Below are 22,852 nucleotides of genomic sequence, written 5' to 3'. Positions count from 1 at the left end.
GGCCCGCAAGAGATACACCGGCATGACCGACCGCACCGATGCCGAGGCCGTCCGCGCCTTGGCCGCCGACCTCGTCCGCATCGACAGCCGTTCCTTCATCTCGAACCTGCCGGTGGCGGAGCGGGTGGAGGCGGAGCTGAAAGGCTTCGAAATCGAGCGCCTGGACTACAAGGACGCGAACGGTACGGCCAAGCGCGCCATCGTCGCGCATCGCGGCGGGCCGGGCGGGCTGGCGCTGTCCGGACACCTGGACACGGTGCCCGACACGGGCTGGCAGGAGGATCCCTTCTCCGCCCGCGTGGACGAGGCAGGGCTGATGCACGGGCTGGGCACGGCCGACATGAAGGGGCCTGTGGCCGCCTGCATCGTCGCGGCCCAGGGCCTGCCCGCCGACGTCCCAGTGACGCTGCTGATCACCACCGACGAGGAGACGACGAAGGCCGGCGCCCGGATCGTCGCGGAAACGTCGGAGCTGGCGCGCCGTGCGGCCCTGCGCGGCATCATCGTGGCCGAGCCGACGCGCCTAGCGCCCATCCGCGGCCATCGCGGCACGGTCAACTTCGAGGCGGTCGCGAGCGGCACGCAGGCGCACTCCTCCACCGGGATCGGGGTGAACGCCAATCTCGCTCTGATCCCCTTCCTCGCCGAGATGAAGGCCCTGCACGACCGGCTGCGGAGCGAACCGGCCTGGCGCGTGGCGGATTACGATCCCGCCTTTCCAGACTTCAACATCATCGTGGACAACCACGGCACGGCGATCAACGTGACGGTGGCGCGCGCCACGGCGCGGATGAAGTTCCGCTACTCCCGCGCGCTGGACCCGGCGCCCGTGATCGAGGCGGTGCGGGAAGCGGCGGCGCGCCACCACCTGGCGCTGAACTTCGTGGTGGACGGCTCCCCGCCCGAGTTGCCGCCGGAGCACCCGCTGGTGCGGCTGGCCGAGGCCGCGACGGGGCAGGCGGCGCGCACGGTTCCCTTCGGCACAGACGCTACGCGCCTGAACGCGCTGGCCCCCTGCGTGGTGCTCGGCCCGGGCGACATCGGCGTGGCGCATTCCCCCGGGGAGTACGTTCCGGTGGCGGAGCTGGCCGCGGCGGTGCCGCTGTTCCGCCGGCTGCTGCGCGAGCGCGTACAGTAACCACACCGGCAGATTAACCCATATTATAAAACATAGGTTAGTATAGATCCTCCTGCGTCGAGTATATTTCCCGACATGTTAGGTCAACTATTCGGAGCCGCCCTGCGTTCAGCCATCCGGTACTCAAGTGCCAGGGCCGGATGATCGGGGAGGCGCGTCGGAATGGCCGTAACGCCCTGTGGAAATGGCTCGGGCATGCGGTGGAGGGGCGACAGACCCGGCCCCTTCCCGGCGTGGAGCGACGCGATCCCGACCTATGGGGCGTGGCGACCCGGTCCCGAGTGCCTGGAAATAGAACCTTCCCCCCACTCCTCATGGAACCCAGTCCGATGATCGAACGTCGCGCCCTTGCCCTCGTCGTGGCCGGTGCCAGCCTCGCCGGATGCGCCGCCACCGCCCAGCCCGGCATGACCGGCGGTTCCCCCTCCGCCATGCGGATGCGTGCCGCCCAGGGCGGGGCGTTCCTGATGCAGACCGCCCAGCTCGGCGCCCAGAAGGCCGCGCGGCCGGAGCTGCGCCGCTTCGCGCCCTTCGAGGTGAGCGAGCAGCAGGGCCTGATGCAGGCGATGATGGAGGTGCACGGCGCCATGACCCCGCCGCCCCCGCCCGAGGACAAGGCGGCCATGGTCCGTGCGCTGCAATCCGCCAGCGGGACGGAATTCGATCGGATGTTCGTCACGGCCCAGGTCCAGGGCCACCAGGAGGCGCTGCAGCTCTATACCGCCATGTCCCAGGACACCTCCGCGCCCGCGCCCGACCGCGCCATCGCCCTGCTGGCGGCGGACCGCATCCGCGAGCACCTGGCCTTCCTGCAGGCCGTCTCGCCTCGCGCATGATCCGGCGCCCGGCCAGGACTTAGTCGTTGCCGCCGGGTTCCCACTGCGAGTCCTGGCCCATGTTCAGCGAACGGGCCAGGACGAACAGGTGGTCCGAGAGGCGATTGAGGTAGGGAACTGCCGCTGGGCCTATCGCTCCCGTCTCGGCGAGCGCCACCACGGCGCGCTCGGCGCGGCGGGCGAGCGTGCGCGCCAGATGGGCATGCGCCGCCGCCGGGGTGCCGCCCGGCAGAAGGGCGGCGCGAAGCGGGACGAGGTCCGCGTTCATCCCCGCCAGTTCGTGTTCCAGACGCAGGCACCTCGCGGCAGTCAGGCGAGATTCGAGGCCGGGTCCGAGAGGTCGGCGCCGAGGTCGAAGAGATCGTGCTGGATGCGGAGGAGCATCGCATCCTCCTCCTGCGCCGTGTGCAGGCGCAACAGGCCGATCGCGGCATTGACCTCCTCCACCGCACCCAGCGCCTCCACGCGCGGCGTGCTCTTCGACAATCCCGTGCCGTCGCGGAGCAGGGTCCTGCCGCCGTCGCCGTCGCGCAGGGTGATGACATCGGGCTCTGCCATGGGTCGCCTCAGTCCAGCTGGAAGACCACACGGTAGTCGCGGCTGCCCCAGACAGGCACCCCGTCCCGCAGGGCGGGGACGAAGCGACAGCGGCGGATGCCGCGCTGCGCCGCCTCGTCCAGCGCCGCATCGCCGCTGGTCTGGGCGATCCGCGCCTCCACCACCCGCCCGTCATCGGAGACGCGCAGGCGCAGCCCGACCGCGCCGGTGACGCCGCGCTGCCGCTCGGCGGCCGGGTAGCCGATCACGTCCGGGCAGCCGGGCCGGGGGGGCGCCAACCTCGTGGCTCTCGCCGGGGGCACCTGCCGCGCCGGCGCCGAGCCGCACCGCACCAGGGCCCACCGCCACCTCCACCGTCCGCATCGGCGCGCCGGTGGGCCGGGGGTTGGGCAAGGCCGCCGCAGCTGCAGGCGCCGGGGGCACGGGCGCCGGGCGGGCGGGGGCGGGCGGGGCCGCCGGCGGCGGCATGGGCATCGGGGCGGCTCCGGCCGCGCGGGGCGGGCTGGGCCGGGGCGTCGGGGTTGGCGGTGCGGCGAGCGGCGGCGCGGCCGGCGCCGGGGACGGGGTGACCACCGACGGCGCGGGTGCCTGGGACACGGCCGGCCCTGCCTCGGGCGCGGCGGCCGCCTCGGATGGCGGCAGGTCCGGTGCGGGCGGACGGGGCTCGGGCGGCACCTCGGCCTGCACGGGCGGAGCGGGCGGCGAGGCGGCGGGAGACACCGGGGCCTCCGGCGCGGGAAGTGCCGGCGACAGGTCCGGCGCGCCCCCCGATGCCCCCACCGGGCCTTCCCAGACCAGCGGGGTGCCCTCCACGATCTTCGGCTCCGGCAGCTGGCGAGGGCCTGGATCCAGCAGGACGGACGTCAGCACCGCCGCGTGCAGGGCGGCCGCGGCCCAGAGGGCCCATCGGACCGGCCGGTTCCGGCGCCCGCGCAGGCGCCAGGCCGGCGCGGCAGCGGGGGCGAAGGCCAGGGTGCCGCTCAGGGAACGTCCCTCAGGGACACCGGGGCGTCACAGCACCACCACCCCGCTGTGCTTCGCCTTCCCCTCCGGCTCGACATGGATGGTGATGACGGCGTTGCCGAGCCTTTCCTTCAGCGCGGTCTCGATCCGGTCGCAGATGTCATGCGCCTCGGAGACCGGCATGGCGCCGGGGACAACGAGGTGGAACTCAACAAAGGTGATCCGCCCGGCGTGGCGGGTCCGCAGGTCATGCGCCTCGATCGCCCCCTCGGCATGGGCGGAGACGGTGCCCCGGATGGCGGCCAGGTCCTCGGGCCCCACCGCCTCGTCCATCAGTCCGCCCACGCTCTCCCGCAGCAGCCGGGCGCCGGAGACGAGGATCATCACGGCCGTGACGCCCGCCATCAGGGGATCGAGCCAGAGCAGGCCCGTGGCTGCGACGAGGCCGACGCCGACGATCACCCCGGCGGAGGTGACCACGTCCGACATCAGGTACTTGGAATCCGCGACCAGCGCGGGGGAGCCCAGGCGGCGTCCCCGCCGCCGCAGGATCGTCGCCCAGCTGCCGTTGATAACCGTGGCCACCGTCGAGAGGGCGATGCCGACCACCGGCTGGTCCGGAACACGGGGGTTGAAGATCGCCCCGTAGACCTCCTGCAGGATCATGGAGGCGGCGACGAGGATCAGCGTCCCCTCCAGCACCGCGGAGAAATACTCCACCTTGGTGTGGCCATAGGGATGGTTCTCGTCGGCCGGCATGGCGGAGTAGCGCACGGCGGCCAGCGCGGCGGAGGCGGCGGCGACGTTCACCACCGTCTCCAGCATGTCCGCGAAAAGGGCTGTGCTGCCCGTCAGCCACCACGCCGCCCCCTTGAGGGAGAGCACGAGGAGGCCGACGCCGAGGCTGGTCCAGGCCGTGGATTCGGTCGGGGTCATCGACCCCGAATACCCCGCCCCGGGCCGGGCGGAGAAGGGCCACGCGCCGCTAGCACAGCAGGATCGGGTAGGTGAGTTGCCCGGGACGCAGTTGCCATCCGCCGGGGATCATGATCCCCGGCGCCCTGCCCGGAGGCAGGGGCGGACAGCCCGGTCAGCTCAGGCGGGCTGCGCCACGGCCGCGCGGTGCGCGGTCCAGAGCCGCACCCCGAGCGGACCGGGAATCTCCACCGGGGGAGACAGGGCGCAGCCGGCATCGCCGAGCCAGCCGGCCATCCCCGCGTCGTCGAAGCCGGGCCAGCGATGGGCATGGCGCTCCATCAGATCGGCGCGGTCATGGGCGGCAAGGTCCACCACCAGCAGCACGCCCTCCGGCGCCAACACGCGCGCGGCCTCGGCCAGGGCGGCCGCGGGGTCCTCGGCGTAGTGCAGCACCATCTGCAGCGTCACGGCGTCGAAGGATTCGTCGGGAAAGGGCAGGCGGTACATGTCGGCCTGGCGCACGGCACAGCGCGGGGCGAGACCCCGCTCGGCCAGGCGGCCGCGGGCCAGGGCCAGCATGTCGCGGCTGGCATCCACCCCCAGCGCCGCGTCGCAGCGCTCCGCCACCAGCTCCAGCAACTGCCCGGTGCCGGCGCCGATGTCCAGCAGCCGGCCGACATGCCCCGGCAGGGCGGCCAGGACCGCGCGCTCGATCCCGGCGGCGGGCAGGCCCAGGGCGCGCATCTCGTCCCAGTCGGCGCCGGCGCTGCGGAAGGCCTCGCTCGCGGCACGCACCCGCTCCGCCCCGAGGCGGGCGGCGAGGCGGCGGTCCGCGGCGAGGAGGGGCTCATCCTCCGGCAGCCGTGCCAGGATGGCGCGGGCCAGGTCGGCGCGCGGCGCGAGGGAGAAGTAGACGTTGGACCCCTCCGGCATCCGCTCCAGCAACCCGGCCTCCACCAGAAGCTTCAGGTGGCGGGAGAGGCGGGGCTGGGACTGGCCGAGGGCGGCGCAGAGGTCGGTGACGCAGAGCGCCCCGCGGGCGCAGAGCGCGAGCAGCCGCAGCCGCGTGGGCTCGGCGGCGGCACGAAGCTGGGCCAGGGTCTCTTCCATGTCTTGAAGATGACATAACGATATCTTTATGTCTATCGAAAAGGAGCAACCACCCCATGCCCGTCTTCGCCGATGGCCGCATCCCCGTCCTGATCGTGACGGATGAGGCCGCGCTGGCCGCCAGCCTTTCCGGCGGCGGGAAGGCCGCCCTGCTGGCGGAGGAACGGCCCGCCGCCCTGCCCACCGGCATCGTGGCCAGCGCCGGCTTCGAGCCGGGCGGGACCCATCCCGTCGCCTGCACCTGCTGCGCCGGGCGGGTGCCCATGGCGCAGGCGCTGGACGCGCTTTTCCTGGACCGGGTGAAGGGCCGCGCACCCTGGTTCGACCGCGTCGTCGCCCTGCTCCCCTCCCCCGACCGGCGAGCGGAACTGGACGTGATCCTTCACCTCGATGGCGTGGTTTCCGCGCGCTACCGGCCGGGCTAGGCCGGGACGCTGCGGTCTCCTTCGCCCAGTGCCTTCTGCATGTAGACCACGTCCACCCAGCGGCCGAACTTCAGCCCCACCGCCTTCAGCAGCCCCGCCTGCCGGAAGCCCAGCGAGAGGTGCAGGCCGACAGAGCCCACATTCTCCGAATCCCCGATCACCGCGACCATCTGGCGGAATCCCTCCGCCTCCGCCCGCGTGAGCAGCTCCGCGACAAGCGCCTTTCCAACGCCCTGGCCACGCACGTCGTCCCGCACGTAGATCGAATCCTCGGCGGTGTGGCGATAGGCGGAGCGGGCGTGGAAGTTGGCGTAGTAGCCATAACCCAGCACCCGGCCCTCCTCCTCCACCACAAGCCAGGCGTGGCCGGCACCCTGGACCTTGGCGATTCGCGCCGCCAGCTCGGCATCGGAGGGGGGAAATTCCTCGAAGGTGCCCGTGCCGTGCAGCACATGATGGGCGTAGATCGCCGCGATGGCGGAGGCGTCGTCGGGGGTCGCGTCGCGGATCGGCATGAACGATGCCTAGATCAGAAGGCGGGCCGGGGGGAACACCCTCTTACGTTAAAATCACACACGATCACACGGGCAGGCCGAGCCGTTCCGCCAAGCGCTCCGCCAATGCCAGCAGCGCCCGGTCCTGTCCCGGCGCCGCGACGAGGGAGAGGCCGACCGGCGCCCCCTCCGCCCGCCCTGCGGGGATCGAGACCTCGGGCAGGCCGCCCAGGCCGGCGATGGCAGTGACGCCGATTGTCACCTCCCGCGCCCAGAGCTGCTCCTCGGGCGAGGCGTCGAGCTTCGGGGCCGGAAGGGGGGAGGTCGGATAGACCAGCACCGCCCCGCCCCCCAGCAGTCCCAGCAGGCGCTGGCGGAAGCCCTGGCGGAAGGCGCGGCCTGCGGCGCCCTTCCCCGGTGCCAGGTCACGCGCCATGGCGAAGCGTTCCCCCACGCCCGGGCCGAAGGCCGGCTCCGTCGCCGCCACCCAGTCGCCGAGTGTCGCCCAGGCCTCTTCCGCCTGCGCGGAGCGAAAGTGTTCGTAGACCTCCGCGAGGGTTTCCGGGACGAGCGAGATTTGCAGGCAGCCGCCCAGCATGAAGGCCGCCATGTCCATCGCGGGCTTCAGCGCGTTGGCCACGGCGGGATGGGCGTTCATCCAGGCCTCCTGCACGCGCAGGCAGGGCCCGAGCGGCCCCTCCCCGCCCAGGGGCAGCAGAACTTCCCCCGCCCGGCGCAGGACGGAGGCGCGGGCCGCGAACCAGCCGGCCGTATCGAAGGAGGGCGCGAGACCCCGCGCCCCGGTGAGCGGCACCGCGCCCCAGCTCGGCCGGATGCCGAAGATGCCGCAATAGGAGGCGGGAATGCGAACCGACCCGCCCGTGTCGGAGCCAAGGGCGATATCCGCCCCCCCCGAGGCGACGACGGAGGCGCTGCCGCTGGAGGAGCCGCCGGGGAAGCGGTCCGGCGCGGCGGGGTTGACCGGCGTGCCGTACCAGATGTTCTCGCCGGTCAGCCCGTAGGCCAGCTCCACCGTTTTCGTCTTGCCGAGGAAGCGCGCACCCGCCTCGGCCAGCATCTTCACGATTGGCGCGGTGGAGGGCGGCACGGGATGGGTGCGCGCCCAGTCGGGGTTGCCGTAGGTGGTGGGGGAACCGGCGACGTCGTAGAGATCCTTGGCCGCGAAGGTCAGCCCGGCGAGCAGGCCGTGCGGCGCGTGCGCCAGCACCGCCCGCTCCCCTGGCATGAATCCGCTGCTGTTGGTCCCGTCCGCCATGTCGCCCCGAATCCCCTGGGATGCGGGGCCGGATGCTGCGGCAGCGTCACTGTCCTGTCCATCCACGACGTGCCGCAGCGATGCCCCGCCGCGTCAGCGCGCGCGAAGCAGTTCCGCCACGCGGAGCAGGATCAGCTCGTTGTCATCCGCGCGCGTCAGGTGGCGGCCGGCGCTGAAGGGCAGGTTGTTGTCGTTGCCGACGATGATGTGGTCGTCATCGACCCGCGCCACGTTCTCGATCGTGAAGAAGGGGAAGGAGAAGCGGTCGCGCGGCACGTCCGCGCCGAGGTCGCCGCGCTGCCGCGCCGCGCCCTCGGGATCGCGGATCGACAGCAGATCGATGTAGCCGATCTTCCTCACATAGCCCTGCGCGTCCAGCTCACCGAGGTCGATCAGGGACACGCGCTTCACCCGCGCCGGCGAGTGGAAGCAGGCGGGCGGCATCTGGCCGGCGGCGCAGACACGGGACGAATCGCCCTCGCCGTCGTCGCGCTCGATCACCAGGGCGCGGCGGTCGTCGATCATGTTGAAGTCGCCGATGGAGGTCGCGCCCTCCGCGAAGCGGAAGCGCATCGCGCGGCCCGTCCAGTTCCCGTTCGCCGTGTCCAGCTCCAGGATGCGGAGGGTGTTCTCCTCCGGCTTGCCGTCCGCACCGTAGAGGGGCTTCTCCAGCAGGGCGTAGAGGCGGGAGCCGTCCGGGCTCAGCGCCATGCCCTCATAGCCGCCGCTGCGCTGGGACTGCACGGAAACCGTCGCCGCCGGCGTGGCGGGGGAGACGAGGTCCGGATGGTCCGGGCTGCGGATGGCGCGGCCTTCCAGCGCCGTCTCCACCACGCGCCGCACGCGGCCCTCGGCATCGAGCTGGATCAGGAACGGGCCGAACTCCTCGCCGATCCAGAAGCCGTCGGCCACGGGCTGCAGGCTCTCCGGGTCGAAGTCGGCGCCGGTGAGGTAGCGGCGGTCGGTGCCCTCGTTCGTGATGCGGAAGGGCACCCGGCGCTCGGGGTCGGAGAGGAAGATCGTCTGCAGGACCTGCACCTGCCCCGTCCGGAAGTCCGGGCGGACCTTGTGGACCATCAGCAGCGCGTCCGCCGAGTTGCGCTTGTTGCCGAAGCCGTTGTCCGTCAGCACCCAGTAGGCGCCGGGCTCGCCCGCCACGGGCTTGATGCCGGAGAAGCCCTGAACGGCCTGGCCGTTGAACGGCAGGGAAAGCCCGGTAGGGCGGCCACTCGGGGCCGGCCCCGTGGTGCCGGGCAGGGTACCGTCCATCCGGCGGTTGTTGGGGCCGGTGTACTTGCCGGCCTGGCGCGCATCCGCCGGGGCGTCCGTCGGCGCGGGGATGATGGTGTTCGCGGGCAGGACCGCATGGCCCTCCAGCACCGCCTCGAAGCGCTGCTCCTGCGCGTGGGCGGTGGGGGAAAGGGCAAGAAGGGCGGCACTGGCCAGGAGGATGGCGCGCATGGAATCGGTCGGTCCCGTAGAGGTCGGGGCCGGGGATTAGGCGAGCGGAATGTCGCCCGCTTTGCAGACCGATGACGAAGCCGTGTCAGCCCCGCCGGGCGGTCAGGCGAGGGCGCCGAGCAGAAGGCAGGCGGCCGCGCCGAGGCTCAGCCCCCAGCGCAGCCAGAGATAGGGGGCGGGGATGAGGCCGCGCCGGGCGGCCAGGGTCTCGACGAGGGCGGTGACGACCAGGATGACGGCGATGGAGATCAGGCCCGGCCGGAAGCCCGGCATCATCAGCGCGACCCAGGCGGCCAGGGCGGGCAGGACACCCAGACCGATCCGGCCCCAGGCGGCCCTCTCCTCCCCCGGTGCCGGGTGCAGCGCCAGGCCCCAGTGAACGGCGCCGAGGAGGGAGGCGATGGTCGCCCCATAGGTCAGCAGTCCGCGCAGCGCGTCCGGGCGCCACTCCCGGGAGACGAGCGCCAGCACGGCAAGACCGGCGAAGGGGATCAGCCCGGCCGGGCCGAGGATGCGGGCGGGGGTGGGGAGGGTTCCGGCCATGCCACGCAGATCGGTGCGCCCGGTCATCCGGCAAGGCCCAGCCGGATCAGGCCGCCGTGTTCACCCAGGGCAGCGGCGGCGCATCGGAGCGGCCGAGCGGGGCACGGGGCCGGCCCTCCTCGTCCCAGTTGGAATCGTCGAGCCAGGCGGCGATGGCGTCCCGCCGCGCCGGCCACTCATCCGCGAGGATGGAGAACTGCGCCGTGTCCCGCAGGCGCCCCTTCACCACCTTGATGGCCCGCAGCGTGCCCTCGTACCGGAAGCCCAGCCGGGCGGCGGCGTTGCGGGAAGGTCCGTTCAGCGCATGGCACTTCCAGACCAGGCGCCGGTAGCCGAGATCGTCCATGGCGTGGCGCATCAGAAGGAACATGGCCTCCGTCGCCGCCCGGGTTCGCTGCAGGCGGGGGGAGAACCAGATGTGGCCGATCTCGATCGCAGAATCGGCGGGGAAGATCTCCATCAGGGTCAGCCAGCCATCGGCCGTGCCGGTGCGGTGCGGGCGCACGGCCCAGGCGATGGGATCGTGCTGGGCCGCGAAGGCGGCCACGTGGCGGCGCATCGCCCCCTCATCCGAGAAGGGGCCGTAGCCGAGATAGGCCCAGCCGGGCTCCGCCCCAGGCGCCTGGGATGCCGCCCAGAGTTCCGCGGCATGCCGGGTGTGCAGCGGCTCCAGGACCAGGCTGGCCCCCTGGTGAGGGACGCGGGCGGGCAGCGGGCGCGGGGTGGGATCGACCTCGGGGCCGAGTGGGGGTGAATCGGGCATGGCGGAATGCTGCGCCGGGCGGGCGCCGCCCTCAACCCGCCTTCCCCTTCCATCATCCCGCATTGCGAAAGCGGCGGGCCCATCCCATACCTGCCCGCCATGCCGAACGACGCCTCCCCCTCCAAGACCGGTCCGGACCCCAAGCGGCCCGCCATGTCCGCCTTCCATGAGGCGGAAGTGCTGGAGGTCCGCCACTGGACCGACCGGCTCTTCTCCTTCCGCTGCACGCGCGAGCCGGGCTTCCGCTTCCTGGCCGGCCAGTTCGCGATGATCGGGCTGATCGTGGAGGGCAAGCCGCTGCTGCGGGCCTATTCCGTCGCCTCCCCGCCCTGGGAGGAGACGCTGGAGTTCCTCTCCATCAAGGTGCAGGACGGTCCTCTCACCTCCCGCCTGCAGAACATCCAGGTGGGCGACACGGTGCTGGTGAACCGCAAGCCCGTGGGCACGCTGCTGCTGGACAACCTGCTGCCCGGCAAGAACCTGTGGTTCCTCTCCACCGGCACCGGCCTCGCTCCCTTCATGTCCTTGATCCGCGAGCCCGAGGCCTATGACCGCTTCGAGAAGGTGATCGTCACGCACACCGTGCGCGACGTGGAGGAGCTGGCCTATCGCGAGTACATCACCCAGGACCTGATGCAGCACGAGTTCCTGGGCGAGATGGTCCGGGAGAAGCTGATCTACTACCCCAGCGTGACGCGGCAGGAGTTCCAGACGCGCGGCCGCATCACGGAGCTGATGGACAGCGGCCGGATCTATGCCGATCTCGGCCTGCCGCCCCTCTCTCCGGAGAATGACCGCGTCATGCTCTGCGGCTCGCCGGAGATGCTGGCCGACACGAAGGCGCGGCTGGAGGCGCTGGGCATGAAGGAGGGCAGCGCGCACGAGCCCGGGCACTTCGTGGTCGAGCGCGCCTTCGTCGACAAGTAGCGCCCGCTACTGGCCGAGCCTCGCCAGCCGGCCTTCCCGCGCCGCCGAGATCGCAGCCTCGGCGTCGGCGGGGAGCAACACGCGCTCCGTGACCATCCGCGCGGTCGCGGCGCGCACGGCGGCCTCGTAGGCGCCCGGAGTCGGGTAGAGCGCCTCCAGAGATGGCCGGGAGTCGCGCGCCGCCTCGCGCTCCGCCTCCGTCGCGGCGAAGGGCAGAACGCTGCCGACCTGCGTGCAGATCTCCTGCGGCCCGTCCACGCCCTTCTGGGCGTTCCAGCCGACATAGGTGGCGCGCGGCGCCTCCAGCAGCGGCAGGCGCAGGCCGGCGACCGCGTTGCCGTCCAGACCCGCACGGGGAAGAAAGATCGGGTAGCTGCCGCGCACCGTCGGCAGCGGCGCGGTCCCCTCGATCAGCTCCGCCCGCACGTACTGCCCGCGATAGGCCAGACCGGGAATGGCGGGATAGACCTGGGAGGCCGGGACGAGCGTGCCCTGGCCGCGCATGGGGTAGCGGCTGGCCGGGGGCTCGGTGCCGTCCCGCAGCCAGGCTTCCATCGCGACCATCAGCGCGCGCAGCGCCGGGCCGCCGTTGATCGGGTTCAACGGCAGGGCGCAGGCCGGGCTGGGGCGCGCCACCGCATCGGCCGGATTGCCGTGCGGCGCGCCGGAGAGAAGAAACAGCCGCACGTCCGGCGGCATGTCGATGTGGTTCCCGCGCGTGTCCGTCACGAGAAGGCTGGCCTGGGATCCCCAGAACTCGAATTCGGAGTCCATATGGATGATCTTCGGGCAGGTGTTGTCCAGGCGGCAGCGTAGCAGGATGCCGTCGCGCCGCCCGCTCAGGCTGTCCTCCGTCACCGGGTAGGTGAAGGGGAACTGCAGCACGGGGAAGAGCCGGTCGTATTGCGGACCGGGGTTGCGGCCGGGCTGGGCGAAGCGGGCATTGGTGAAGCTGCGGCGGGCGCCGGGGATGATCGGCATCATTCCCTCGAAGACGATCCGCCCGGCCTCGTCCTCGTTCATGCCGAAGTAGAGCAGGTCGCGCAGCGCGCGGCCGGATTGCGAGATGCCGAGGCCGATGGCGCGATCGATGCCGCTGCGGCCCTCGCTCGCCAGCGGGTTTGCCGGGCCTGTCTCACGGCGCAGGAAGCTCGCCACGTCGCGCAGGGCGGCGAGGCCGATGCCGGAGAGCTTCGGATCGCGCGCCTCGTAGGTGATCTCGTAGAGCGCGCCGGGGGCGACGCCGGCGGGTCGGTCGATCTCGACCGTTGTATCGTCGATGAAGCGGAGCGCGAGGCCCTCCGGCCGGGCGCGCTCCTGATCCGTGCGGTCGCGGACGGTGATGCGGGCGGAGGCGCGGTCGGCAGCCGGGTAGGACAGGGCGACCCGTTTCGGCGTGGCCGTGTCCGTGAAAGTGAACTCCTCGCGCGAAGGCCCGGTGATGCCGGGCGCGACGGGCACGTCGATCCGCAGCAGGTTGTCGCCGGCCGGCGTGTCAAGCTGCCAGCCCGCCCAGACGATGGTGTAGCCCTGTTCGAGAAGGAAGCCGTTGCCGGCATCCTCCGGGCGCTGCAGGCGGATCGCGCCGTTCGCGTCGGCGTCCTGCGCCCAGCCGGTGAGGAGCTTGCGGCCGCGGTTCGGCACCTCCAGCACCATCGTGCCGCTCGGGCGCGCGGGGCGGAGGATCACCACGTCGGTCACGGCCTCCACACGTCCCCGCGCGTTGCGCGGTGCGCGGTCGATATCGGCGATCACCGCGTTGCGAGGGTCCGCTGGATCGAGCGCGATCGTGGCGCGCGCGGTGATCTTCTCCGCCGTGCCGCGCGCGCCGAAGCCGCGGCCGCCCAGCGCCCCGGCCTCGCGCGCCGTGACGTCGAAGCGCGTCACCTCGGCCCCGGCAGGAACCGCCACCATCGCGAGGGCGAGGCACGCGAGCGAGCGCGCCGCCATTCTCATTGCCATGCGCCGTTTCCCCGTTGGACTTCCTCCGGGGAAGCATGGGCGCCGCGGCCGCATCTAGCAAAACCATTTGGCCCCAAGTCCATGCTGCATCGCAATATTTCAAATGATTAAGAAAAGCGGCTGGCGACCTCCCGTTTTCTTGTTCTAGCGTCGGCGGGATGGGCCAGCGCGGCGGCCCGTTCCCGCGCGCCCACCACGGCGTGCGAGGGGGAATAAAAGGCCGGGCATGTCGCGCCCCGGGGGGACAGCAGGACCAAGCAGCGCATGAGCGCCTATTCATCGACCGCCGTGGTGGCCGACCGGAACCGCCCGATGACACGGGAGGAGAGAAAGGTGATTCTCGGCTCCTCCCTCGGCACCGTCTTCGAGTGGTACGACTTCTATCTGTACGGCAGCCTGGCCGGGCTGATCGGCACGCACTTCTTCAGCCAGTACCCGGAGGGCACGCGCAACATCTTCGCGCTGCTGACCTTCGCGGCGGGCTTCCTGGTGCGGCCTTTCGGCGCGCTGGTCTTCGGGCGCATCGGCGATCTGGTGGGGCGGAAATACACCTTCCTCGTCACCATCCTGATCATGGGCGCGTCCACCTTCATCGTCGGCCTGCTCCCCGGTTCCGACACCATCGGCATCCTCGCGCCAATCCTGCTGATCGTGCTGCGCTGCCTCCAGGGCCTTGCGCTGGGCGGCGAGTATGGCGGCGCCGCGACCTACGTGGCCGAGCACGCGCCGAACGGCCGGCGCGGCTTCTACACGTCCTTCATCCAGATCACCGCGACGGCGGGGCTGTTCCTGTCGCTGCTGGTCATCCTCGGCGTCCGCACCTGGATCGGCGAGGCGGCCTTCGCGGAATGGGGCTGGCGCGTTCCCTTCCTGCTCTCCGTCGTCCTGCTCGGCATCTCCGTCTGGATCCGCTCCACCCTGCATGAGAGCCCGGCGTTCAAGAAGATGAAGGAGGAGGGTACCGGCTCCAAGGCCCCGCTGTCCGAGGCCTTCGGCCAGTGGAAGAATGCCAAGTGGGCCATCCTCGCGTTGCTCGGCCTCACAATGGGCCAGGCGGTGGTCTGGTACACCGGCCAGTTCTACGCGCTGTTCTTCCTCGGCTCGATTCTGAAGGTGGACGGCCCGACGACGAACCTCCTCATTGCCTGGGCGCTGCTTCTGGGCTCTGGCGGCTTCGTCCTCTTCGGCTGGCTCTCCGACAAGATTGGCCGCAAGCCGATCATTCTCGGTGGCTGCCTCTTGGCCGCGCTGACCTACTTCCCGCTGTTCAAGCTGCTGACGGCGGAGGCCAACCCGGCGCTGCACCGGGCGCAGCAGAGCATCCCCGTGCAAGTGTTGACCAACCCCGCCACCTGCTCCTTCCAGTTCAACCCTGTCGGCACGGCGCGCTTCACGCAGCCTTGCGACATCGCCAAGGCCGCCCTCTCCCGCGCCTCGGTGCAGTACTCGGTCGAGGCGCTGCCGGCGAACACGGCCGACACGGACACGGCGATCCGCATCAACAACGGGGCGCCCATCCGCGCCACGGACCCCACCTTCGCCCAGCAGCTCTCCGCGGGGCTGACGGCGGCGGGCTATCCGGCGGCGTCCAACCCCTCCGTCGTGAAGATGGCGGGCCCCTTCGACGTCCTCCGCGAGCAGACGGCCGTCATCATCGGCGTCCTGACCCTGCTCGTGATCTACGTCACCATGGTCTACGGCCCGATCGCGGCGGCGCTGGTGGAGCTCTTTCCCACGCGCATCCGCTACACCTCCATGTCGCTGCCCTACCACATCGGCAACGGCTGGTTCGGCGGACTGCTTCCTGCCACTTCGCTCGCCATGGTCGCGCAGACCGGCGATATCTACTACGGCCTCTGGTACCCTATCGTCATCGCGCTCGCGACTGTCGTGATCGGTGCCATCTTCATCCCGGAAACCAAGGATCGCGACATCTTCGCGGCCGAGGAATCGGGAAACAACGCGCGGGCCTGAACGCCCTCGCGCAACTTGGGGCGCCGGGAGAGATCCCGGCGCCCTTTCCTTTTCCCGGCCCCTTGCACGCGCCCGCCGCCCCACCCCAAGCTGATGGGAACAACAGGCGGGGGGGAGGCGACATGCCGGACGGCGGTTCGGGGACTTCAGCCCCCGTTCTCCTGCGCGCGGATGAGAGGGCGGTGGCCACCCTGACCCTGAACCGGCCGGGGGCGCGCAACGGTCTTTCCCTCGCGCTGCTGGCCGCGCTGCGCTCTGCCCTGGAGGAGATTGCGGCGGATGACACGATCCGCTGCGTGGTGATCCGGGCGGAAGGGCCCGTCTTCTGCGCGGGGCACGATCTGAAGGAGATCACTGGCCACTTCGGCGACCGCGATGGCGGCCAAGCCTTCTTCGCGGATTCCATGGCGCGCTGCGCGCAGGTGATGCAGGCCATCCCCGCCCTGCCACAGCCGGTAATCGCGTCCGTGCAGGGCATGGCCACCGCCGCCGGCTGCCAGCTGGCGACGGCCTGTGACCTGGTGGTGGCTGCGGATGCCGCGCGCTTCTGCACGCCGGGCGTGGAGATCGGCCTGTTCTGCTCCACCCCCGCCGTCCCCCTCTCCCGCGCCGTGCCGCGCAAGGCGGCGATGGAAATGCTGCTGACGGCAGAGCCGATCGGGGCGGAGGAGGCGCGGCGCATCGGGCTGGTGAACCGGATCGTGCCGCGCGATGCGCTGGACGAGGAGACGGCGGCATTGGCCGCACGGATCGCCGGCCGCTCCGCTCTCGCGGTTCAGCTGGGCAAGCGCACTTTCTACCATCAGGCCGGATTGCCGCTGGCAGATGCCTACGCGGCGGCCGCGGCCGCGATGGTGGAGAACCTGCTGGCCGAGGACGCGGCCGAGGGAATTGGCGCCTTCCTCGCGAAGCGCGCACCGGAGTGGAGGCACCGCTGATGGACACGAACCCGCCACTTTCCACGAAGCAGGCCTATGACGCCCTGCCCCGCACCGAGGCCAACCACCGCGCGCTCACCCCGCTTCTTTTCGTGGAGCGTGCGGCGGCGACCTTCCCGGACCGCGTGGCCGTGATCCATGGCGACCTGCGGCTGACCTGGCGGCAGCACCGGGACCGCTGCGTGCGGCTGGCCTCCGCGCTCGCCGCCCGCGGCATCGGGCGCGGGGACACGGTGGCGGCGCTGCTGCCGAACACCCCCGCCATGATCGAGTGCCACAACGGCGTGCCGATGACGGGCGCGGTGCTGAACACGATCAACACGCGGCTGGACGCCGACACCATCGCCTACATCCTGGACCACGGCGAGGCGCGGGCGATCGTGGTGGACAGCGAGCTGCTGCCCCTACTCGGCCGCGCGCTGGAGGCCGCTTCCGTCAGGCCCCTGGTGCTCGAGGTGAAGGATCCCGTTGCGCCCTTCGACCACACGCTGGGCGGGGAGGACTACGACGCTTTTCTCGCCTCCGGCGATCCCGCCTTCGACTGGCAGCCGCCGGCGGATGAATGGGATGCGATCGCGCTGAACTACACCTCCGGCACCACCGGGCGGCCGAAGGGCGTGGTGTACCACCATCGCGGCGCCTATCTCGGTGCCATCGGCGACATCCTGGCCTGCGGCATCCCGCCCGCGCCCGTCTATCTCTGGACGCTGCCGATGTTCCACTGCAACGGCTGGTGTTTCCCCTGGGCGGTGGCCTCCGTCGCCGGCACGCATGTCTGCCTGCGCGCCGTGCGCGGCCCGGCGATGTGGGACCTCATCACGGCGCATGGCGTGACGCATATGTGCGGCGCCCCCATCGTGCTGCAGACCTTGGTGAACGACCCGAACCGCGTTCCCGGCACGGGGCTGGTCTTCGGCACGGCAGGAGCCTCGCCGCCCGAGGCGGTGCTGGCCGCCGCCGACGAGGCGGGGGTTACCGTGCGCCACATCTACGGGCTGACGGAGTGCTACGGCCCCTCCGTGGTGAACGAGTGGCACCCCGAGCACGACGCCCTGCCCGCGCCGGAGCGCGCGGCGCTGATGGCGCGCCAGGGCGTGCGCTACGTGACGCTGGAGGCCTTCGACGTACTGGACGCCAACGACAACCCCGTGCCTGCGGACGCGAAGACGATGGGCGAGGTGGTGATGCGCGGCAACACGGTGATGAAGGGCTATCTGAAGGACAGCGCTGCGACGGAGAAAGCCTTTGCCCGCGGCTGGTTCCGCACCGGCGATCTCGGCGTGAAGCACCCGGACGGCTACGTGCAGCTCAAGGACCGCGCGAAGGACATCATCATCTCCGGCGGGGAGAACATCTCCTCCATCGAGGTGGAGGACGCGCTTTACAAGCACCCCGCCGTCGCGGTCGCGGCGGTGGTGGCGGCGCCGGACGAGAAGTGGGGCGAGGTGCCCTGGGCCTTCGTGGAGCTGAAGCCCGGGGCCGACGCGACGGAGGCCGAGCTGATCGCCCATGCGCGGGAGAGGCTGGCGGGCTTCAAGGTGCCCAAGCGCGTGATCTTCCAGGAGGTGCCGAAGACCTCCACCGGCAAGCTGCAAAAGGTGCCCCTCCGCCAGGCGGTGCGGGAGGGAAGCGCCGGCTGAGGACGGCCCTCAGAACAGGTCGTTGAAGGGGCTGGTGTGGTTCTTAAGGGGCATGACGCCGCCGGCAACCTTATCCAGATCCGCCTTGCCAAGGGCGCGCGGGCCCGGCGCGGCCAAGGGCAACTGCTCCGCCGGGATGGCGTAGCCTGCGGCCCTCAGGAGGGCAGAGGCCGCGCCCGGATCGGCGGAAGCGCCGAGCGCCGGGGCCAGCCTCTCGCGCAACGCGGCATCGGCCGCCAGATCCTGCCGCAGGCGCTGAATCTCGGTGGGCATGGCGGTGCCTCCTCCTCTCGCCGCGCCAGAGGCGCGCGGTGGCCACGAAACGCTGCTCCGGCCGGTCGCCTTGCGGTGTTCCCGGCCCTGCCGCATGACTCCCACATGAGAGAGATCCGCGACAGTCGGCCGGAGGATATCACGGCCATCGCCCGCATCTATCGCCACTGGGTGGAGACCGGCCGCGCCTCCTTCGAGCTGACCGCACCGGACGAGGCCGAGATGGCGGCGCGGCGGGAGGCCATCCTGGCCGGCGGCTATCCGCACCTCGTCGCGGCGGATGAGGACGGCACGGTGCTGGGCTATGCCTATGCATCCGCCTATCGCCCTCGCCCGGCCTATCGCCACAGCGTGGAGAACTCCGTCTACGTCGCGCCCGGCGGCACGCAGGCGGGCACCGGCCGCGCCCTGCTCTCCGCCCTGATCGCACGCTGCGAAGCGGCGGATTTCCGCCTGATGGTCGCGGTGATCGGGGATTCCGCCAACCTCCCCTCCATCCGCCTGCATGAGGCGCTGGGCTTCCGCCACGTGGGCGTCCTGCCCTCCATCGGGCACAAGCACGGGGTCTGGCTGGACACGGTGCTGATGACCCGTGCGCTGGGCCCCGGCGACACGGCGCCGCCCACCCGCCCCTGAGCCCGGTTTAACATCGGTTGAACCGCGGCGGTGCGGGCGCGTTCTCCCCGGGCATTCCGGGAACAAAGAGGACCATGCCCGATACCTCCCCGCCGCCCGTCGCCGGCCACGGCGCCGCGCGCCTCACCAGCGTGGTGCTGGACGCCTACAACGCCGAGCTGCGGGACAAGGAGGGCTTCCTCGGCGACCGCGCCAGCAAGCGCGCCTTCCGCGCCATCCTCGACGAGTGGCGGGACCGCCTCCGCAAGCTGGGAGACGAGGACCCGCTGGGCGACGAGCCGAGCGAGACGGTCTCCAAGCGGCGGCTGGAGAAGCTGCTGGCGGATGAGCGGCCCGAGGTCGCGGCCCTGGTCCTCAGCGTGGTCGAGGAGTTCGCGCAGGAGCTTGCCGGTGTCACCCGCCGCTTCCTGAAGCTGAAGGGCTGGAAGGACACGCAGCGCATCGCCGTGGGCGGGGGGATGAGCGGAAGCCGGATCGGGCAGCTCGCCATCGGCCGCGCCTCCCTTCTCCTCAAGGCGGACAACCAGGGCGTGGAGCTGCGCCCCATCACGCACGAGCCGGATGAGGCGGCCCTGATCGGCGCCGCGCATCTAGCGCCCAGCTGGATCTTCGCGGGCCATGACAGCCTGCTGGCCGTGGACATCGGGGGCACCAACATCCGCGCCGGGCTGGTGGAGCTGAACCTGAAGCGGGCGCCGGACTTGTCCGAGGCGCGCGTCGTCGGGATCGAGGTCTGGCGCCATCGCGACGACAAGCCGACGCGTGAGGAGGCGGTGGAGCGCATCGCCCTGATGCTGCGCGGCATGACGGCGCTGGCGGAGGCGAAGAAGCGCGCCCTGGCCCCCTTCATCGGCGTCGGCTGCCCCGGCATCATCGAGGAGGACGGCTCCATCGACCGCGGCGGCCAGAACTTGCCGGGCAACTGGGAGAGCAGCCGCTTCAACCTGCCGCGCGAGATCGCGGCGGCCGTGCCGGAGATCGGCGGCCACGCCACCACCGTGCTGATGCACAACGACGCGGTGTGCCAGGGGCTCAGCGAGATCCCGAACATGCAGGACGTGGAGCGCTGGGGCGTCCTGACCATCGGAACCGGGCTGGGAAACGCCCGCTTCACCAACCGCCGCGCGGATTGATCGGTAACCCTCGCGCCGCCCGCAACGTCGCGCGGGCGGCGGCGATGATGCCTATTCCAGCCGGATCGCGGCCTCCTGCACCAGCCGCCCCAGGCGCTCGGCGTCGCGCCGGACGAGACCCGCCGCGTCCGCCGCCGTGCCGCCGCCGGGGATATAGCCCGCCTCCACCAGGCGGCGGTTGATGGTCGGGTCCGCGAGGCTGCGGGCATAGGCCGCTTCCAGCTTCCGCACCATCTCCGGCGGCAGGCCGGCCGGGCCGAGCACCATGTACCAGACGCTCATGTCGTAGCCGGCAAAGCCCTGCTCCTGCACCGTCGGCGTCTCCGGCAGGGCTGTGGCGCGCTGCGGCAGGGTGGTGGCCAGGGCGCGCATCTTCCCGTCCCGGATATAGGGCAGGTAGGTGGCGAGCGTGTCGATGTTCACGTCCACGTCCCCCGCCAGCAGGGCGTTCACGGACTGGCCGGTGCCGCGGAAGGGGATGTGGGTCATCCGCATGCCCGTGCGCCGGGCCATAAGCTCGCTCGCCAGGTGTTGCTGGCTGGCGACGCCGGAGGTGCCGTAGTTCAGCCCGTCCGGCCGGGTCTCCGCGTAGCGGATCAGGCCGGCAATGTCCCGCGCCGGGTTCTCGGCGCGCACCACCATCACCAGCGGCAGCGTGCCGACCAGCATCACCGGCGTGAAGTCGCGCAGCTGGTCATAGGGCGGCGGCCGCATGAGCGGCGCGACGGTGCACTGCGTGCTGACCGTGCCGGTGAGAAGGGTGTAGCCGTCCGGCCGCGCCCGGGCGACAACGCCCGCGGCCACGGTCCCGCTGGCCCCGGGGCGGTTCTCCACCGTGATGGGCTGGCCCAGCTCCTCCTGCAGGCGCGGACCGAGCATGCGGGAGACGATGTCCGTGCCCCCACCCGGGGCGAAGCCGACCATCATGGTAATGGGGCGGCTGGGATAGGTGTCCTGCGCCCCCGCAACGGCCGGCAGCGCCGCCGCGCCGAGCCCCGCGAAGAGATCACGCCTGCGGATCATGACTTCCTCCCTCGTTTTTATGGAGGAAGCCTGGACCACGGCCCGGCACCGCGTCCAGTCACGGCTTGTCGGCGCGCCCCCCGCGCGTCAGGGCCAGGGAAGCGGCTCCGTCGTGCCGGCGATGTAGAGCGGGTGGCCGGGCTGGCCGTCCGCCGTCACCCTCAGCGCCATGGGCCGCGCGCCGGCCCCGGCCAGCAGCGCCGCCAGCTGCGCCGCGCGCCAGCGCAGCGGTTTCGGCGGCAGGCCCCAGGCGACGATCAGGCGCTCCACCCGCCCTGCCCAGTCCGTGATGGCCGCGTCGTTCCCCGGCCCCACCGGGTCCTCCGCCTCCAGCAGCATGGCCGGCTTCGTCGCGCGCAGGGCGAAGGCGTTCAGCACCACCATGGCCCCGAACCCCCAACGCCGCGTGAAGTCCCGCGCGCGGCGCACGGTGGGGTCGTCCACGGTCTCGTCCGCCGTGCTCGGGTTCATCATGATCCAGGCACAGACGCCGGGGCTGCCGAAAGGCAGCCCGTCCCAGCGCCGCTCCAGCACGGTGCGGTAGCGGCCATCGGCGGAGAACTCGGCGCGGCTAACCACCTCCGCCCCGATCTTCAGGCGCACCTTGCCGCCGGGGTCGTGCAGGTCCTGCGGGCGGGGGGACTCGGGGAAGAGGTCGCCGCTCATCCTAGCGCGCGCTGGCGCTCGCCTCGGACCGCGTGGCGCCCACGCGCGTGGCCAGCGCAGCCGCCATGAACTCGTCCAGGTCGCCGTCCAGCACGGCGGCAGGATTGCCCTTCTCCACCCCCGTCCGCAGGTCCTTCACCATCTGGTAGGGCTGCAGGACATAGGACCGGATCTGGTGGCCCCAGCCAATATCGGTCTTCCCCGCCTCGGTGGCGGCGGAGAGGGCCTCGCGCTTCTGCAGCTCCAGCTCGTAGAGCCGGGCGCGCAGCATCGCCATGGCGATCGCGCGGTTCTTGTGCTGGCTCCGGTCCTGGGTGGAGGCCGCCACGATTCCCGTGGGAATGTGGGTGAAGCGCACGCCCGATTCCGTCTTGTTCACGTGCTGCCCGCCAGCGCCGGAGGCGCGGAAGGTGTCGGTGCGCAGGTCGGCCGGGTTGATGTCCACCTCGATCTTGTCGTCGATCACCGGGTAGACGTAGACGGAAGCGAAGCTCGTCTGCCGCTTATCGTTGCCGCCGAAGGGCGAGATGCGGACCAGCCGGTGCACGCCCATCTCGGTCTTGAGCCAGCCATAGGCATTGGGGCCGCTCACCTGGATGGTGGCGGACTTGATCCCGGCCTCGTCGCCCTCGCTCTGCTCGGTGATGGTCACCTTGTAGCCGTGCGCCTCGGCCCAGCGCGTGTACATGCGGAGCATCATTTCCGCCCAGTCCTGGGCGTCCGTGCCGCCGGCGCCGGAATTCACCTCGACATAGGCGTCGTTGGCATCGGCCTCGCCGGAGAGGAGGCTCTCGATCTCCCGGCGCTTCGCCTCGGCGGCCAGGCGGTGCAGGTCGGTCACGGCAGCGTCGGCGGTGGCCGCATCGCTCTCAGCCTCGGCCAGCTCGATCAGGTCCAGGGCGTCCTGCACGTCCTGCTCGAGCTTTCTCACGCCGTCGATCTGGTCCGACAGCCGGGTGCGCTCGCGCATCAGCTTCTGCGCCTCGGCGGCGTCGTTCCAGAGGGCGGGGTCCTCGGCGCGCGCGTTCAGCTCGTGCAGCCGCACCACGGCCGCATCCCAGTTCAGGTGGCGGCGCAGCAGGGCGACGCTGTCGGCGATCTGGACCTTCAGGCCCTCGGCATCGGCACGCATGTTCGGCAGGTCCAGTCGGATCGCGTGAACCGCCGATCCGATCCTCTCGAAAATGAAAGGGGC

Annotated in this window: 24 protein-coding genes; 9 read left to right on the top strand and 15 right to left on the bottom strand. The window is 71.5% G+C overall.

What is annotated here, in order from left to right:
- Positions 1-22 precede the first annotated feature (22 nt).
- Positions 23-1,138 carry a M20/M25/M40 family metallo-hydrolase gene (locus J5Y10_RS01960; protein ID WP_209370036.1) on the top strand — a complete coding sequence of 372 codons (1,116 nt, stop codon included), beginning with the start codon at positions 23-25 and terminating at the stop codon, positions 1,136-1,138.
- Positions 1,139-1,467: 329 nt separating this feature from the next.
- On the top strand, positions 1,468-1,974 hold the full coding sequence (locus J5Y10_RS01955) for a DUF4142 domain-containing protein (protein WP_209370034.1): 507 nt from the start codon (positions 1,468-1,470) through the stop codon (positions 1,972-1,974).
- A 19-nt stretch (positions 1,975-1,993) separates the two neighbouring features.
- On the opposite strand, the gene J5Y10_RS28675 is transcribed toward J5Y10_RS01955, so the two are convergent.
- The 5 genes from J5Y10_RS28675 to J5Y10_RS01935 form a co-directional block, all read right to left on the bottom strand.
- Entirely contained in the window at positions 1,994-2,242 is a 249-nt protein-coding gene (locus J5Y10_RS28675) for an ATP:cob(I)alamin adenosyltransferase (protein ID WP_342452808.1), read from the bottom strand.
- Positions 2,243-2,283: 41 nt separating this feature from the next.
- Positions 2,284-2,532 carry an ATP:cob(I)alamin adenosyltransferase gene (locus tag J5Y10_RS28670; protein ID WP_342452807.1) on the bottom strand — a complete coding sequence of 83 codons (249 nt, stop codon included), beginning with the start codon at positions 2,530-2,532 and terminating at the stop codon, positions 2,284-2,286.
- Between the two features lie 8 nt (positions 2,533-2,540).
- On the bottom strand, positions 2,541-2,810 hold the full coding sequence (locus J5Y10_RS01945; RefSeq protein WP_209370032.1) for an energy transducer TonB: 270 nt from the start codon (positions 2,808-2,810) through the stop codon (positions 2,541-2,543).
- Positions 2,811-3,543: 733 nt separating this feature from the next.
- Positions 3,544-4,431 (bottom strand): cation diffusion facilitator family transporter, encoded by an 888-nt coding sequence (locus tag J5Y10_RS01940; RefSeq protein ID WP_209370030.1) that lies wholly within the window; start codon positions 4,429-4,431, stop codon positions 3,544-3,546.
- A gap of 159 nt (positions 4,432-4,590) precedes the next feature.
- Positions 4,591-5,523, bottom strand: coding sequence for an ArsR/SmtB family transcription factor (locus tag J5Y10_RS01935; protein ID WP_209370028.1), 933 nt, complete (start codon positions 5,521-5,523; stop codon positions 4,591-4,593).
- Between the two features lie 56 nt (positions 5,524-5,579).
- On the opposite strand from J5Y10_RS01935, the gene J5Y10_RS01930 reads away from it, so the two are divergent.
- On the top strand, positions 5,580-5,948 hold the full coding sequence (locus J5Y10_RS01930) for a hypothetical protein (protein WP_209370026.1): 369 nt from the start codon (positions 5,580-5,582) through the stop codon (positions 5,946-5,948).
- Here the strand turns inward: J5Y10_RS01930 and J5Y10_RS01925 are convergent.
- The 5 genes from J5Y10_RS01925 to J5Y10_RS01905 all read right to left on the bottom strand — a co-directional run bounded on the left by J5Y10_RS01925 (position 5,945) and on the right by J5Y10_RS01905 (position 10,485).
- Entirely contained in the window at positions 5,945-6,463 is a 519-nt protein-coding gene (locus J5Y10_RS01925) for a GNAT family N-acetyltransferase (protein ID WP_209370024.1), read from the bottom strand. The genes J5Y10_RS01930 and J5Y10_RS01925 overlap by 4 nt on opposite strands.
- 64 nt (positions 6,464-6,527) lie before the next feature.
- On the bottom strand, positions 6,528-7,718 hold the full coding sequence (locus J5Y10_RS01920) for an amidase (RefSeq protein ID WP_209370022.1): 1,191 nt from the start codon (positions 7,716-7,718) through the stop codon (positions 6,528-6,530).
- A 93-nt stretch (positions 7,719-7,811) separates the two neighbouring features.
- Positions 7,812-9,179 carry an esterase-like activity of phytase family protein gene (locus J5Y10_RS01915; protein WP_209370020.1) on the bottom strand — a complete coding sequence of 456 codons (1,368 nt, stop codon included), beginning with the start codon at positions 9,177-9,179 and terminating at the stop codon, positions 7,812-7,814.
- A 102-nt stretch (positions 9,180-9,281) separates the two neighbouring features.
- A complete protein-coding gene (locus J5Y10_RS01910) occupies positions 9,282-9,722 on the bottom strand; it encodes a DUF3429 domain-containing protein (RefSeq protein WP_209370018.1) in 441 nt (146 codons plus the stop codon).
- Between the two features lie 46 nt (positions 9,723-9,768).
- Positions 9,769-10,485, bottom strand: coding sequence for a GNAT family N-acetyltransferase (locus J5Y10_RS01905; protein ID WP_209370016.1), 717 nt, complete (start codon positions 10,483-10,485; stop codon positions 9,769-9,771).
- Positions 10,486-10,638: 153 nt separating this feature from the next.
- Here J5Y10_RS01905 and J5Y10_RS01900 point away from each other — a divergent pair, with 153 nt between their 5' ends.
- Positions 10,639-11,412 carry a ferredoxin--NADP reductase gene (locus J5Y10_RS01900; protein ID WP_245214241.1) on the top strand — a complete coding sequence of 258 codons (774 nt, stop codon included), beginning with the start codon at positions 10,639-10,641 and terminating at the stop codon, positions 11,410-11,412.
- A 6-nt stretch (positions 11,413-11,418) separates the two neighbouring features.
- Here the strand turns inward: J5Y10_RS01900 and J5Y10_RS01895 are convergent, their stop codons facing one another.
- Positions 11,419-13,374 (bottom strand): alpha/beta hydrolase domain-containing protein, encoded by a 1,956-nt coding sequence (locus J5Y10_RS01895; protein ID WP_209370014.1) that lies wholly within the window; start codon positions 13,372-13,374, stop codon positions 11,419-11,421.
- 264 nt (positions 13,375-13,638) lie between these two features.
- On the opposite strand from J5Y10_RS01895, the gene J5Y10_RS01890 reads away from it, so the two are divergent.
- From J5Y10_RS01890 to J5Y10_RS01880, 3 genes are all read left to right on the top strand, one after another.
- Positions 13,639-15,348: an MFS transporter gene (locus J5Y10_RS01890; protein ID WP_245214190.1), complete on the top strand. Its 1,710-nt coding sequence runs from the start codon at positions 13,639-13,641 to the stop codon at positions 15,346-15,348.
- Between the two features lie 182 nt (positions 15,349-15,530).
- On the top strand, positions 15,531-16,286 hold the full coding sequence (locus J5Y10_RS01885; RefSeq protein WP_408901568.1) for an enoyl-CoA hydratase: 756 nt from the start codon (positions 15,531-15,533) through the stop codon (positions 16,284-16,286).
- Positions 16,286-17,926, top strand: coding sequence for an AMP-binding protein (locus J5Y10_RS01880; protein ID WP_209370010.1), 1,641 nt, complete (start codon positions 16,286-16,288; stop codon positions 17,924-17,926). Before J5Y10_RS01885 ends, J5Y10_RS01880 begins: the two co-directional genes overlap by 1 nt.
- A 9-nt stretch (positions 17,927-17,935) precedes the next feature.
- Here the strand turns inward: J5Y10_RS01880 and J5Y10_RS01875 are convergent, their stop codons facing one another.
- The gene (locus tag J5Y10_RS01875; RefSeq protein ID WP_209370008.1) at positions 17,936-18,199 is read right to left on the bottom strand and encodes a hypothetical protein; all 264 of its coding nucleotides are present in this window, start codon (positions 18,197-18,199) and stop codon (positions 17,936-17,938) included.
- 105 nt (positions 18,200-18,304) lie between these two features.
- Between J5Y10_RS01875 and J5Y10_RS01870 the strand changes: the two genes are divergently transcribed.
- Together J5Y10_RS01870 and J5Y10_RS01865 are read left to right on the top strand one after the other, a co-directional pair.
- Complete coding sequence (locus J5Y10_RS01870) at positions 18,305-18,835, top strand: GNAT family N-acetyltransferase (protein ID WP_209370006.1); 531 nt, start codon at positions 18,305-18,307, stop codon at positions 18,833-18,835.
- A gap of 74 nt (positions 18,836-18,909) precedes the next feature.
- Positions 18,910-19,968: an ROK family protein gene (locus tag J5Y10_RS01865; protein WP_209370005.1), complete on the top strand. Its 1,059-nt coding sequence runs from the start codon at positions 18,910-18,912 to the stop codon at positions 19,966-19,968.
- Between the two features lie 51 nt (positions 19,969-20,019).
- Here J5Y10_RS01865 and J5Y10_RS01860 read toward each other — a convergent pair whose 3' ends face one another.
- The 3 genes from J5Y10_RS01860 to prfB all read right to left on the bottom strand — a co-directional run bounded on the left by J5Y10_RS01860 (position 20,020) and on the right by prfB (position 22,789).
- Positions 20,020-20,991: a Bug family tripartite tricarboxylate transporter substrate binding protein gene (locus J5Y10_RS01860; RefSeq protein WP_209370003.1), complete on the bottom strand. Its 972-nt coding sequence runs from the start codon at positions 20,989-20,991 to the stop codon at positions 20,020-20,022.
- A gap of 87 nt (positions 20,992-21,078) precedes the next feature.
- Complete coding sequence (locus tag J5Y10_RS01855; RefSeq protein ID WP_209370001.1) at positions 21,079-21,657, bottom strand: DUF1643 domain-containing protein; 579 nt, start codon at positions 21,655-21,657, stop codon at positions 21,079-21,081.
- A 1-nt stretch (position 21,658) separates the two neighbouring features.
- On the bottom strand, positions 21,659-22,789 hold the full coding sequence (prfB, locus tag J5Y10_RS01850; RefSeq protein ID WP_209369999.1) for a peptide chain release factor 2: 1,131 nt from the start codon (positions 22,787-22,789) through the stop codon (positions 21,659-21,661).
- Positions 22,790-22,852 lie beyond the last annotated feature (63 nt).

The sequence above is a fragment of the Roseomonas indoligenes genome (genome assembly GCF_017813365.1).
GTDB lineage: Bacteria > Pseudomonadota > Alphaproteobacteria > Acetobacterales > Acetobacteraceae > Roseomonas > Roseomonas indoligenes.
This window is presented reverse-complemented; position numbering and strand designations above follow the sequence as displayed.